This window comes from Methanobrevibacter oralis (genome assembly GCF_001639275.1).
In the GTDB taxonomy this organism is placed as follows: domain Archaea; phylum Methanobacteriota; class Methanobacteria; order Methanobacteriales; family Methanobacteriaceae; genus Methanocatella; species Methanocatella oralis.
Genome location: NZ_LWMU01000059.1, coordinates 44,086 through 57,438 on the forward strand (window position 1 = coordinate 44,086; position 13,353 = coordinate 57,438).

Annotated in this window: 15 protein-coding genes; 7 read left to right on the top strand and 8 right to left on the bottom strand. The window is 28.5% G+C overall.

Features of this window, described 5'->3' with window-relative positions; genetic code table 11:
- Positions 1 to 12: 12 nt before the first annotated feature.
- From MBORA_RS04560 to MBORA_RS04570, 3 genes are all read left to right on the top strand, one after another.
- Positions 13 to 387: a 30S ribosomal protein S8e gene (locus tag MBORA_RS04560; RefSeq protein WP_042694011.1), complete on the top strand. Its 375-nt coding sequence runs from the start codon at positions 13 to 15 to the stop codon at positions 385 to 387.
- A 91-nt stretch (positions 388 to 478) separates the two neighbouring features.
- The gene (gene hypE, locus MBORA_RS04565) at positions 479 to 1,498 is read left to right on the top strand and encodes a hydrogenase expression/formation protein HypE (RefSeq protein ID WP_042694009.1); all 1,020 of its coding nucleotides are present in this window, start codon (positions 479 to 481) and stop codon (positions 1,496 to 1,498) included.
- A gap of 9 nt (positions 1,499 to 1,507) precedes the next feature.
- Positions 1,508 to 1,921, top strand: coding sequence for an RDD family protein (locus MBORA_RS04570; RefSeq protein ID WP_042694007.1), 414 nt, complete (start codon positions 1,508 to 1,510; stop codon positions 1,919 to 1,921).
- 15 nt (positions 1,922 to 1,936) lie between these two features.
- On the opposite strand, the gene MBORA_RS04575 is transcribed toward MBORA_RS04570, so the two are convergent.
- Positions 1,937 to 2,629 carry a CRISPR-associated protein Cas4 gene (locus MBORA_RS04575; protein ID WP_042694005.1) on the bottom strand — a complete coding sequence of 231 codons (693 nt, stop codon included), beginning with the start codon at positions 2,627 to 2,629 and terminating at the stop codon, positions 1,937 to 1,939.
- Between the two features lie 126 nt (positions 2,630 to 2,755).
- Between MBORA_RS04575 and MBORA_RS04580 the strand changes: the two genes are divergently transcribed.
- Both MBORA_RS04580 and MBORA_RS04585 read left to right on the top strand, forming a co-directional pair.
- Entirely contained in the window at positions 2,756 to 3,577 is an 822-nt protein-coding gene (locus tag MBORA_RS04580) for an SPL family radical SAM protein (protein ID WP_248845832.1), read from the top strand.
- Positions 3,578 to 3,604: 27 nt separating this feature from the next.
- Complete coding sequence (locus MBORA_RS04585) at positions 3,605 to 4,885, top strand: DEAD/DEAH box helicase (protein ID WP_063720302.1); 1,281 nt, start codon at positions 3,605 to 3,607, stop codon at positions 4,883 to 4,885.
- A gap of 5 nt (positions 4,886 to 4,890) precedes the next feature.
- On the opposite strand, the gene MBORA_RS04590 is transcribed toward MBORA_RS04585, so the two are convergent.
- The 6 genes from MBORA_RS04590 to MBORA_RS04615 are packed head-to-tail and all read right to left on the bottom strand — an operon-like array spanning position 4,891 to position 10,417.
- Positions 4,891 to 5,694: a DUF7839 domain-containing protein gene (locus MBORA_RS04590; protein ID WP_063720314.1), complete on the bottom strand. Its 804-nt coding sequence runs from the start codon at positions 5,692 to 5,694 to the stop codon at positions 4,891 to 4,893.
- Positions 5,695 to 5,754: 60 nt separating this feature from the next.
- Positions 5,755 to 7,158 (bottom strand): single-stranded-DNA-specific exonuclease RecJ, encoded by a 1,404-nt coding sequence (gene recJ, locus MBORA_RS04595; RefSeq protein WP_231475954.1) that lies wholly within the window; start codon positions 7,156 to 7,158, stop codon positions 5,755 to 5,757.
- A gap of 5 nt (positions 7,159 to 7,163) precedes the next feature.
- Positions 7,164 to 7,433, bottom strand: a complete 270-nt coding sequence (locus MBORA_RS04600) for a signal recognition particle subunit SRP19/SEC65 family protein (protein ID WP_042694000.1) — start codon at positions 7,431 to 7,433, stop codon at positions 7,164 to 7,166.
- 21 nt (positions 7,434 to 7,454) lie between these two features.
- On the bottom strand, positions 7,455 to 8,546 hold the full coding sequence (gene glf, locus MBORA_RS04605) for a UDP-galactopyranose mutase (protein ID WP_042693999.1): 1,092 nt from the start codon (positions 8,544 to 8,546) through the stop codon (positions 7,455 to 7,457).
- A 4-nt stretch (positions 8,547 to 8,550) separates the two neighbouring features.
- Positions 8,551 to 9,654 (bottom strand): glycosyltransferase family 2 protein, encoded by a 1,104-nt coding sequence (locus tag MBORA_RS04610; RefSeq protein ID WP_042693998.1) that lies wholly within the window; start codon positions 9,652 to 9,654, stop codon positions 8,551 to 8,553.
- Complete coding sequence (locus MBORA_RS04615) at positions 9,644 to 10,417, bottom strand: uroporphyrinogen-III synthase (protein ID WP_042693997.1); 774 nt, start codon at positions 10,415 to 10,417, stop codon at positions 9,644 to 9,646. Before MBORA_RS04615 ends, MBORA_RS04610 begins: the two co-directional genes overlap by 11 nt.
- A gap of 269 nt (positions 10,418 to 10,686) precedes the next feature.
- Here MBORA_RS04615 and MBORA_RS04620 point away from each other — a divergent pair, with 269 nt between their 5' ends.
- Positions 10,687 to 12,180 carry a sodium-dependent transporter gene (locus tag MBORA_RS04620; protein ID WP_063720303.1) on the top strand — a complete coding sequence of 498 codons (1,494 nt, stop codon included), beginning with the start codon at positions 10,687 to 10,689 and terminating at the stop codon, positions 12,178 to 12,180.
- 234 nt (positions 12,181 to 12,414) lie between these two features.
- Here MBORA_RS04620 and MBORA_RS04625 read toward each other — a convergent pair whose 3' ends face one another.
- The gene (locus tag MBORA_RS04625) at positions 12,415 to 12,609 is read right to left on the bottom strand and encodes a hypothetical protein (RefSeq protein ID WP_042693996.1); all 195 of its coding nucleotides are present in this window, start codon (positions 12,607 to 12,609) and stop codon (positions 12,415 to 12,417) included.
- Between the two features lie 103 nt (positions 12,610 to 12,712).
- On the opposite strand from MBORA_RS04625, the gene MBORA_RS04630 reads away from it, so the two are divergent.
- Entirely contained in the window at positions 12,713 to 13,090 is a 378-nt protein-coding gene (locus MBORA_RS04630) for a hypothetical protein (protein ID WP_052331836.1), read from the top strand.
- Positions 13,091 to 13,353: the final 263 nt, after the last annotated feature.

A 13,353-nucleotide genomic window follows, 5' to 3' on the forward strand; every position in this document is an offset into this window, starting at 1 on the left:
TTAGGTGAAATAATGGCAATTTCTCAAGGAAAATCAACTAGGAGCCCATCTGGTGCAAGAAATGTTGCTAACCGTGGAAAAAGGAAATCTGAATTAGGTAGGGATCCTGCAGAAACTAGATTAGATGCAAAAAAATTAAGAAAAATTAGAACTCGTGGTGGAAACGAAAAACTTAGATTAGCTACTGGTAATAAAGTTAATGTAACTGATGATGAAGGCAATACTAAAGTATTAGATATTTATAATGTAGTTGAAAACTCTGCAAATCCTAACTATGTTAGAAGAAACATCATTACAAAAGGTGCTGTTGTAGAAACTGCTGAAGGTAATGTTAAAGTAACATCAAGACCTGGTCAAGATGGTGTTATTAACGGAATTTTTATTTAAAGATACTTTTCTTTAAATTCTCTCTTTTTTTAATTTTTAATATACTTGTTTTTACATATATATTCCATAATTATTATTTTTAGGAGATATAATGTCAGAAGATAAAATTAGTATGAATCATGGTGCTGGTGGTGAAGTAATGGCTAATTTAATCGCTAGTACAGTATTAGATAATATCACTAAAAAAAGTGTCAATGGTGGTATTAGTTTAGATGCCTTAGATGATGGGGCTACTATTCCTATTGATGATTATGAGATAGTTTTTACAACAGATGGTCATACAATCGATCCTTTATTTTTCCCTGGTGGAGATATTGGTAGAATATCTGCATGTGGAACAATTAATGATGTTTCTGTAATGGGTGCTCGCCCACTAGCTATTTCTAATGCAATTATTATGCAGGAAGGCTTTCCAATAGATGATTTGGATAGGATTATGAGATCTTTAAATGAAGCTTGTGAAGAGGTAGATGTTGCAGTAATTACTGGTGATACAAAGGTAATGCCTAATGATAAGCTTGAAGGTATTGTAATGGTTACCACGGGTATTGGAATAGCTAAAAAAGGTGAAATTGTTTGTGATTCAACTTTAGAAGTAGGTGATAAAATTATCATCACTGGTAGCTTAGGAGATCATGGAATGAGTTTAATGTCTTTTAGAGAAGGTTTTGGTTTTGAAACTGATTTAAAGTCTGATGTTGCTCCTATGTGGAATATAATTAAGGAATCTTTGGAAATTGGTGGCATTACAGCTATGAAGGATCCTACTCGTGGTGGATTTGCTAATGCTATTAATGAAATGGCTTCTAAATCTGGTGTAGGTGTTGTATTAGAGCAAGATGCAATTCCAATTAGGCCAGAAGTTCATGCTGTTTCAGAAATGCTTGGAATCGATCCTTTTGAAGTAGCAAATGAGGGAAAAGTTGTAATGGGAGTTAAAGCTGATAAGGCTCGGGATGTTCTTAAAGTTATTAAAAATGAGAAATATGGTGAAGATGCAGCTATTATTGGAGAAGTTGTTGAGGGGGAATATGTTATTGTTAAGACTCCAATTGGTGGTGAAAGAATCCTTGAAGCTCCAATAGCTGATCCTGTTCCTCGTGTTTGTTAAGGTGGTATTGTGGCTAATATATTTTCAAGAAGAGTTATTGCATATGTTGCTGATTTTTTTGTAGTCTCAGCAATTATGTGGATTGTATCTTATTTGATGTACTTAATAATAAATCCTTATGAAACTTATAAGGTTTATTCTTACTTTATATATGTAGTACCTTTTTTAGTATTCTTTTATTTCGTAATATTGGAAAAATTTAAAGGTTCTACTGTTGGTAAAGCTTTAATGTATATTCAGGTTAGATCAAAGAATGGTGCTAAGATTTCATGGGCACAGGCAATTGTACGTAATCTAACTAAATTGTTTTGGATACCAATACTTTTTGATTTAGTATTAGGTTTTATTTTTACTCGTGAAGATAGATTATTTAACTCAATAACTAAAACTATTGTTGTTGATGAGCGTAAATATAATCTATAACTTTTTTTTTTATTTTTAAACACTTTTGGAGTGTTCGCAGTAACTTTGATATCTGCAAGATTTGCATTTGTTAGGATTTTTTGTAGGTATGAATGGTTTTAAACCTTTAAATAATCCATCCATTCTATTTAGTAAAAATTTGATGGTGTTTTCTTCTTTTTGATTAAATTCTTCACTCCAAAATATATTGTTAGTTCCTCTTTGTCTTAGAGCCCCTTGAATTTTCCTTGAGTCATTTAACATGTTTTTTATTGCTAGACAGTATGCCCTTACTTGGTTGATTGTAGAACTATATGGTGTTGTTCCAGGTTTATCATCGATTATAACTATTTTATCAGGCATCATCCAAATTTCATCTATATATCCTCGAATTCCATTTTCAGGATCTATTACTGGGATTTCACGGGAAATAACCTCCTCATTTTTTGATATTTCAACAAATTCATTAAATGTTGATGGTGTTGCATCTTTTTTAAATTTATTTTCTGACTTGTTATGTTTGGAGGTGCCAACTTTCATAGCTTTGGTTGGTGTGGTTCTTATATCTTTTACATATTGGAGATATAGTTGGTATTCACAATATCCTTGTTGATTAAGCCAACTAATTGGGAAATTATTTTTACCTTCAATTATTTGTACACCTTTTATGTTAGGATGCTTTTTAATGTCGTATTCCTTCCCTAAATCTTGTATTATTTTCTTTTGCATATGTTGATTTTTAGAGATTGAATATTAAATAGTTTATTTATTTTAGTAAGGACTATAAATTTTAAAATTTAAAATACTTCTATGCACTATGTTAACTCAAAAAGTATTTTGTCAGCTAAAAACGGAATGAATTTATACAGGGGTTGTAGTCATGGCTGCATTTATTGTGATTCTAGAAGTAAAGTTTATAATATGAATCATAAATTTGAAGATATTGAAGTTAAGGCAAATTCTCTTGAATTACTCAAAAAAGCACTTAAAACAAGAAAAAAGACCATGATTGGGATAGGTTCAATGAGTGATCCATATATTCCAATTGAAAAGGAGTTAAAATATGTTAGAAATTCTTTAGAATTAATTTATAAATATGGATTTGGTTTTACATGTATTACCAAATCTGATTTAATTTTAAGAGACTTAGATTTGCTTAAAAAAATAAATGAAAAATCAAAAGTTGTAGTTCAAATGACTTTAACAACAAGTGATGAAGATTTGTGCAAAATTTTAGAACCAAATGTAGCAACAACAAAAAGGCGAGTTCATGTATTAAAAAAGTTAAATAATGCAAAAATCCCTACGATCATTTGGTTGTGTCCAATTTTACCATTTATTAATGATACGGAGGAAAATATTAACGAGATTATTGATTATGCTACACAGTCAAATGTTAAAGGCATCATATGTTTTGGAATGGGTTTGACTTTAAGGGATGGAAACAGACAATATTTTTATAAAAAATTAGATGAAAACTTTCCAAACCTCAAAGAGAAATACACTAAAAGATATGCATTAGATTATAATATACAAAGTCCGAATAATAAAAAATTAATGGAAATATTTATTAAAAGAACAAATATTAGTGGAATAATGAATAATCCCCAGGAAATATTTGAATATGTTAATAAATTTTCTAATAAGGATAAAACTAAGCAGATTAAATTATTTTAAATACTTTGTAATTTAAATAGTATTATAATGAGTTATGAAAGTTTTAATGATTTTAAAATATCTAAAAATATAAAAAAAGCTATTAAAAATATGGGTTTTGAAAAACCAACAACTATTCAAAAATTAGCTATTCCAGAAGCATTAAAAGGCAAAGATATTATAGGTCAAGCCCAAACTGGAAGTGGTAAAACTGTTGCTTTTTCAATTCCAATCTTAGAGAGAATTTTTATTCCAGATAAATCTCCTCAAGCTATTATTTTATGTCCAACTAGAGAGTTATGTATGCAAGTAGCTGGTGAAATTGCTAAGGTTGGAGCAAATATTAATAAACTTAAGATTTTAGCGGTTTATGGTGGTCAACCTATAGGACGTCAACTTAGAGTCTTAAATAAAGGGGTTCATATTGTAGTTGGAACTCCTGGACGTGTTATTGACCATATTGAGAGAGGTTCCCTTAATTTAATTGGTGTTGATAGTGTTGTTCTTGATGAAGCTGATGAAATGCTTAATATGGGGTTTAGAGAAGATATTGAGCTTATTTTAAGACACACTCCAAAACAAAGACAAACTCTACTTTTTTCAGCTACAATGCCCGATGAAATAAAAAGAATAGCTAAAATGCATCAGCATAATCCTAAATTTATTAAAGTATCACAAAATAAGAAAAATATTCCAAAAATCAAACAATTCTCTTTTAAAACAGATGAAAGAGATAAATTAGAAGATATGCTTCGTTTACTTGATGTTTATGAACCTAAACGTTCTTTAATTTTTTGTAATACTAAAAAAAGAGTAGATTTTGTTGTAAAACATATGAGGCGTAGGGATTATTCGGTTGACTCTCTTCATGGGGATATGACTCAGAAAATTAGAGACAAAGTAATGAATAAATTTAGAAATGGAAATATTGATATTTTGGTTGCAACAGATGTAGCTGCACGTGGGATTGATGTATTGAACATTGATTTGGTTATTAATTATGATGTTCCCCAAAATGTGGAATATTACATTCATAGAATTGGTCGAACAGCAAGAGCAGGTAATAATGGTTATGCATTTACTTTAGTTTCACCAAAAGAAGCACACTATTTTTCAAATATAAAAAAAAGAACTAATTATAAAATTACCAAGAAAAATATTCCTTCATTTAAAGAGATAGAAAATATTAAAAATAACTTCCTTATGGACGATGTTAAAAATAGTATTTACAATGATAATTTAAAAAAATATATAAAAGTAGTTGAATCTAGTGGTATGGATAGTGTAGAAATAGCTGCTGCTTTATTTAAAATGATAAGAGAAAAATAATTTAATTATTTTTCGCCATCAATAATATTAAATTTTATTTTTTCATTTTCAAGTTCACGAGTAAATGATTTGCTCATTTCACCAACACATAAAGCTAAAACATTTAAACCTTTACGAGCTGCATTAGCTGTAGATTGTGGAGCTGCAAATTCAATATCTATTGGTAGTTCTAATTTATTAGCTACTGCACGTGCAACAGTACCTGCGATAGCTACTTTATCAATTTTTTCACCATTTCGAGCTCCATTTTCGTAGACATTTCTAATTAATTCAAAATCACTGTTTTTAGATCCACCGTTTTTAATTGGAGGTAAATTTATTACAGTTACATGTCCAACGCTCATGTCGATGATTCCGGTAAGATTAGTTAATGACACATCCATATCTTTTATTGCATCTTCTAATACGACACCAGTAGCATTTTCTTCCTTTTTATGAGCATATAATATTCCATCATCCATAAAAAGTCCAACAACATCATTTTTTTTAAGGTCTTCACCTGCAATAGCTGGCCAAATAGTTTTATAATGATTCATTGTTTCTAAAACAGAATCAGAATATTTTCTTAAGCTAATTGCGTCTTTTTTTACTTTATCGATTCCTTTTTGAGTTATTTTATAAGGAGATCTACCATCTTTTGAGGTTATGTAACCTCTTTCAGTCAATGTCTTTATGTTTTCTGAAACAGCCTGTATTGTAATTCCTAAAGTTTTTGCTAAATCTTTTTGTTTAAGATGAGGGTCTTGTTTAGAAATTTCGCTTAAAATTTGAAAGTGAGTCAATGTTCCTCGTTTTTTAAAAGCTTTCATGATATTCATTCCTCTCTTTTAATTATAATTTAATTATTTATATTGTATATAATTATATAATTAGTTTGCTATTTTTCCAATTAATTTTTTATTAAATTTTTCAATAAATTCATCTTTTTTGTCATGTGGTATGTATGCACCACATGCCATGGCATGTCCTCCTCCAACTCCTCCAACTTCTTGAGCAACTTCACGAATAATATTTCCAAAATGTATTCCATCGTATGATAATAATTTTGAGCATCTAAGTGAAACTTTTAAACCATTTTCAGTTGAGGTAAATCCTATAATTGGTTTTTTCCAGTTACAATAACCTAATATCATTCCTGTGATTGTTCCAATAATTTCAGATTTAATGTCACCACCGTTAAAATATTGAAGATTTTCTAACTCGACAATCTTATTATTTTCATCATCAACTATTTTTTGCATTGATGTTGCTAGGTTATATTTATGACTTTTACTAACTGATTTTAACTCATCTAATCCATCTATTCTATTACCTTTTAAAACTTTTAGAGCTATCTCTTCTTTTTGGTTTCTTCCACATGCATTCATAGCTGTCGAAAATTCAGAACCGTCTTGTAGGAAAGTTCCTTTTTCTTCTTTTAAAAAGGTATACGAATCTCCAATAATTAATCTTGGAATATATTGAACATATTTTCCAGGAAGTTCTTTAGATAGCATTTCAACTAGTTTTTCATATAATCTGCCTTTTTCTTCATGTGTTAATTGGGATAATGTTCTTCGATTGTTTTTTTCATCAATGCCTATCTCTTCTAAAACAGCCATTGATTCATTTCTATTGTTTGTAATTGGTAATTTTATATCACTAAAGTAAGAAAGAGCTACAAAAAGTGGTCTTGTGCTTCTACCATAAAGATTAATATCTGATTCGTGTAATTCGAGATATCCTTCATTTATAGCATCTTTTTGGATAATTTTATTTAAACCTTCAAAATGTCCAGTTTGCATATTTTGCATATCTCCAATAGCTGATAAAACTCCAATCCAGCTTAAATCTTTATATTCATATTCTTTAGCTAAAAAATAACATAATCCTCCTCCACAAACATCATATGATCCATCAATACCATGATGCATAGGATTTATTTCAAGGTAGGTATAATCTTTATCATTTTTATAATCAAGATTTCTTAAAGGGGGGTGGTGGTCTAAGACAATAATTTTTTGACCTTTTTTTGCATATTTATCAATGGCCTGTCCAGAACCCAAATCAGAAAAAATTGTTAATTCATGATCTAGGGGTAAGTCATCTAAGACATCTAAATTAACAAATTCAATATCGTGCTTTTTGTTTTGCCTATCTAAGAGTGTGGATAATATTGCACCTGAGCAAATACCATCACAATCAATATGTGAATAAACTTTAATATTTTTTGATTTATCAATAATTTCTTTTGCTTGTTTGAATTGTTCTCTCATTAATTGTGGTATTTCCATTTTAATCATTTTCTTTTTTCTTTAACTTTTAAACTAATTTCTTTTAACAAATCTAGTTTTGTTTTGTCACTTTCGACAAGTATTCTTCCACTATGTTTGTACCATTTTCCAGGATATGATTTTTCTTTTTGAATATTATATGGAAGCTTGAGTTTTTTTAGGGCATGTTCAATTTCTGAGAGACTTGGTTCTTTAACTGCATATTTTTTTGCGATTTTACGACCTTCGCTTAAAGTTAGATTTTTATCAATATATTGTGGCCAAACACAAATCATAATTAAATCTCCTAATAAATCTTATTTTATTTCATTTTCAAAGATTTCTAATGCATCTTTAACAACTAAATCCATATTATAATATTTATACTTAGCTAATCTTCCAGCAAAGATTACATTTTCTTCCTTTTCCATTTCATTTTCATATAATTTGAATTTTTCTAAATATTCTTCTGTTGGGTATGGATAACATAATTCTCCATTAAATCCAGGATATTCTTTCATAATAGCTGTTTTTCCATCTATATTTTGTCCTGTAAGTTTTTTAAATTCAGTAATCCTTGTAAAGTACGGATGATTTGGATAGTTAACAACACCTACTTCCTGATAGGAATCTGTATCTAAAATATCATATACGAAGTTTAAACATCTATATAATAGTTCTCCGTATTTATAATCGTAAAAGTAATCAATAGGGCCAGTATAAATTAGTTTTTCATAGTTAATCTTGTCAATGTATTGTTTATAATCGGATTTAAGTCCTACATTAATATTATCATTTTCAATCATTTTTTCACACATTTTTGTAAAACCTTCTTTTGGCATTCCTTGGTAAGGATCTTCAAAATATCTTGTATCATGGTTGAACCTAAATGGGATTCTTGAAATTACTGATGGACTTAAATCAGCTGCTGATGTTCCCCATTGTTTTTCAGTGTAGGTTTTAAATAATTTATTGTAAATGTCTCGACCTGCATTTTTTAAAACAACATCTTCGCTTGATTTTATCTCATCAATGTCTTCTTTATTTTTATCAATCCATTCTTTCATTGAGTTTTCATCTAAATCAAGGTCATATAATGCATTTAATGTATCAATACAAATTGGCATCGGAACAAGCTTTCCATCAACACAACTTAAAACTTCATGTTCATAGTCAATCCATTCTGTAAATTGCGAAAGGTAATCATAAACTTTCTTTTCTTTAGTGTGGAATATATGTGGTCCGTATTTTTGTATTAATAGGTCATTTTCATAAAAGTCATAAACATTTCCACCAATGTGGTCACGTTTTTCAATAATTAGTACTTTTTCATCTAACTCATTAGCAATTCTTTCAGCTATTGTAAGGCCAGAAAGTCCAGCTCCAACAATTACATAATCAAAATCCATTATTTTAACCTCCTGATGTGTATATTACAGATTCTAATGCAGTTGTCATTGAAGACAATAAGATTTTAGTTTTAACATCTGTTTTGTGTATTTTTTTAAGTTCATTTACTTTTTCAAGTAACATTCTGTTTTCTTCTTTTGTAAATGATGCATTTTTCCAGGTATTCATCCAATATAATAAATGTGGATTTATTGATACATTTTTAATGTCTTTTGAAAATCCTTCTGTGCATTTTCTACAGTAAATGTATGAATCCATTAAATCAGCTAATAGTTTTACATTTACATTATTTGTAATTGATTTATCATCAGGTAAATCACGAATATAATAATCATAAGTCATGAAATTATTTAAAAATACGATTCCCTTTGCTTTAAGGAGAGTTTCTAAGGTAAATGCCATATCATCTCCAGAGATATATGGTTGGAATCGTATATTTTTATCCATAATTAATTCTCTTTTATAGATTTTACTCCAAACAGAAGGAGCTATTTTTAATAAATCAGGTTCTTTTTCAATATTATCAACATATATTTCGGATATTACTTCATCTCTTTTGTAGGTTACTTCAATATCTTTGCCATATAATACTTTCTCTAAAACATTATCCCATAAAAAATCAGAAACATTTAAAAAATTAGCTGTTTCAAAGTGTTCATTAGGATAAGCATGTTCTAGGTCATCTAAATAGGGGGAATATGATTTTTGAACCTTTTCACCATAGGTAAAAATTCTTCTAAATCTTCCAAATGCCATATCTGCATCATGTTCAACTACGGATTTATATAATCTTTCACAGGCATTTAAGGTGTATCTATCATCTGGATCTAAAAACATTATATAATCTCCAGTGGAATTTTCAATACCAATGTTACGAGGACCATTAGCTGCACCAGTATTTTCTTCTAAGTGTATGGCTTTACAGCAATCATATTTTTCATTATATTCATCTATTATTTCGCTACTGCCATCACTAGAACAATCATCAACCATAATAATCTCTAAATTTTCATTTCCAATACTTTGGTTAATAAGAGAATCGATTCCTCCTCTAAGATGACTACCAACATTGAAGATTGGTAAAATAATACTTATTTTATCTTCCATTTTCATCTCTCCAAACATTAAATAATAATTTCATCATATCCTCTACAGTATAAGTATCTGGATAAATATGTTTTACATTATATTTTTTAAGGACTTTTGCAGTAATTGGACCAATACTTACGGTTAATATATTTTCAGAAAGTAATTTTGCAATTTTTTCTTTATCATTAACTATTTTAAAGAAATTTTTAACGGTTAATGGACTTGTAAAAGTAATTGCATCAATTTCTGAGTTTTCAATTTTTCTAAGTAATTCCTTTATTTTTTTATCATCCATTGGAAATAGTGATTTATAAGTTTCAGCTAAGATTATTTTATTTCCTAACTTTTTAAGTCCATTAGGAAGGGTAGATCTAGCAGAAGTAGTTCTTGGAATCCCAATAACTTTATTTGCAATATTTCTTTTTTCAAATTCTTCTAAAAGTCCCTCTGCTGTAAAATCCTTTGGCATTAAGTCAATTTTTATACCTTGTTTTTCGACTAATTTTCCAGTTTTATTTCCAATAACTGCAACTTTGCAATCAAGATTTTCCAAAAAATCAGGATAAAATGAGTTTAAGGAATCTATTGTTGTAGGTGATGTAAAAATAATCCAATCTAATGAATTCTTATTTGCTATTAAATATTTCAATGAGTCTGTATTAACTGGTTTTAAATCAAGAGTGGGTGCTTGTATATAGCTACCTCCCAATTCTTCAACTATTTTACAGGCTTGACTTGCCCTATCAAGAGGTCTTGTAATTGCAACAATAGGTCTTTTCATTATAATTACCTTCAAGTTCTATAAATATTATATTTTCTATTTTTAAGACTTATATTTATTATATTTTTTTAAATTAATATTAATCTTATAGTGTTATAACTTTGATTATTTTTTTAGTTATATTCTTAAATATTTTATTAATAATATTGTTTATTATTAATTATTATTTAAAAATGAATTATTACACATTGTTTTTTATAATTAAAAAGTATTTTATTAACTTAATATCTAATATATAGGTTGTATATTTATTATAGGAAATGGAAAAAATGTCGAATAAAGATAAAAATGAATGGGGTAGTAACTTATCATTTCTCTTAGCAATGATTGGTTCTGCTGTTGGTCTTGGAAATATTTGGAGATATCCTTATGTATTATATGCTAATGGTGGTGGAGCTTTTTATATTCCTTATATTGTAGCTATTTTACTTATGGGTGTTCCATTTTTAATTTTAGAATATGGTGTTGGATATAATTACAAATCTTCTTTTGCAAAAGCATTAACAAAAATTAACTCAAGATGCGAGTATTTAGGTTGGTTTCTACCTGTAGCTGTATTTATGATTTTAATTTATTACTCAACTATTTTAGGTTGGGATGGAATTTATGTTATTTTAAGTTTTTTTAAAGGATGGGGATCTAATCCAGATTTGTATTTCTCAACTACATTATTGCAGTCTAGTGATTCTATGACTGGATTTTTAACTTTTATTCCACTAATAGCTATTGCAATGCTTGTAGGTTGGCTAATAGTATGGTATATTTCTCATAAAGATTTAGAGGCTGGATTAGGTAGAGTTTCTAAATTATTAGTTCCGTTATTATTTATTATAATGATTATTATTGTAGTTTTTTCACTTACATTACCTGGAGCTTCTATTGGACTAGCTGAATTGTTTAGTCCTGATTGGTCACTTTTAGGAGATTTTAAAATATGGATGGCTGCTTTTGGTCAAATTATATTCTCTTTAAGTTTAGGAATGTCTATCGCGTTTACATATGCAAGTTATGCAAAAAAAGACACAGATTTAGTTACAAATACTATTTCAATAGCATTTGCTAATTGTCTTTTTGAAAATTTTGCAGCATTAGGCGTGTTTTCAATTTTAGGTTATATGTCTTTGCAATCTGGAAATGCTGTTTCTGAGCTTGTAACACAAGGAACTGGTTTAGTATTTGTTGCCTATCCTACTGTATTTAATGTTTTAGGTGATTGGGCATATATATTAGGGCCTTTGTTCTTTTTTACAGTTTACCTGGCAGGTCTTACAAGTATTTTATCTACAATTGAACCTTTAAGTTTTTCAATTCAAAATAAGTTTGCAATGTCTAGACATAAAACAATGACAATTTTATGTATTATTGGAGCTTGTATTTCAATGATTTATGCAACAGCATTTGGTGCTAACTTCCTAGGGGTAGTTGATACTTTCATTAATCAAATAGCTATTTTAATAGGTGTTGTAGCTGAATGTATCGTATTTGCATGGATATTTAATGCTGAAAAGCTTATTAAATTCTTGAATTATAGAAGTAAATCATTAAAACTAAACAAATGGTGGTTAGTTATTGTTAAATACATTTTACCGATTTTTGTATCAATAATTTGGATTGGTGGAATGGTTGATGTTATTAATAATGGTGCAGCTGATCAATTGATTTTAACATTTGTCGTAGCAGCTATTTTACTTGTAACTACATTAATATTTACTATTTTACCACCTAAGTCTGATGAATGGTATAAAACTGATGATAGGATTTAATGTGTAAAAATACCAATAAAAGATAAAAATCAAGGGAGTAACCTATCATTTCTGCGATGATAGGTTCTTTTGTTGGCCTTGGAGATATTTGGGATATCCTTATGTATTATGTGAAAATAAGGGAGGGGCTTTGTAGCTGTTTTACTTATGGGAGTTCTATTTTTAAATTATCAACCAAAGCAATTGGACACCCCATCGCATTTGGCAAGTCATGTTTTAATGTATTAACAAGCATTATTTACATTCTAAACTAACATTTATTAAAATATTTGATGATTGGTTGTTATTAGAACTATTATCTTCGGAAATATTTAAATTAGCTGATTTTTGAGTGGAATTAACATCGTCTTGGCTTTCACTAATCCCTATTAAAACTCCTGTAATGCATATCAATAATATTAAGAAAATAGCTAAATTTTGGTTATTCATAATTCTATATTTAATTTTTTTATTTTATATATACTTATTATCGAAAGGTTTTTATCAATGATAAAATAATATAATCTTTACTATTAAATAGTGAGGTGAAATTATGAAAGGCTTTATTTTATTAGTAATAGGCATTATTACTATGTTAATTATCGTTGGTGGAGTTGTTGGATACTCTTTATTAAGTAATATTGATGTAGTTGATGATTCTTCATCTGTTTTAAATGATGTCAAAGATGTAGTTAAAGATGAAGTTAATAATGTATCATCTACACTGAATACTAAAACAAACGATTCAACAAATGATGGAGGTGTTAATATCGTGAAAGAATTTGTTAAATTCAATGAACAAAATGGTGAGGGTTATTATCGCCAAGTTGAATATAGTGATGGTAATTTCCGCCAATATGATGTTGAAACAGGTAAACTTATTGGTTCTTCTTATGAAAGCGATCAAGATAAACTTCCAAGCTTAGAATAGTATGATTTTAAAGGCTTAAAACATTTTAATATTAAGTTGTTTTACCAGATTACCTTTTAGAAGAATCTTTTAATGAGGTTTTTCTTAAAGGTAATTTATCTACATCATAAATCAATATAAAATTGTTGCTAAAACTCAAAAAGAAGTAATTCATACCCATGGTCATTAATCAAGATGATGGATTTCTAGTAAGTATAATCTCAAAGCTTCTAAATACTTCTTTAAATGGGCTTCGTTTGGTAAATCAAAATGAATTTCAGGTT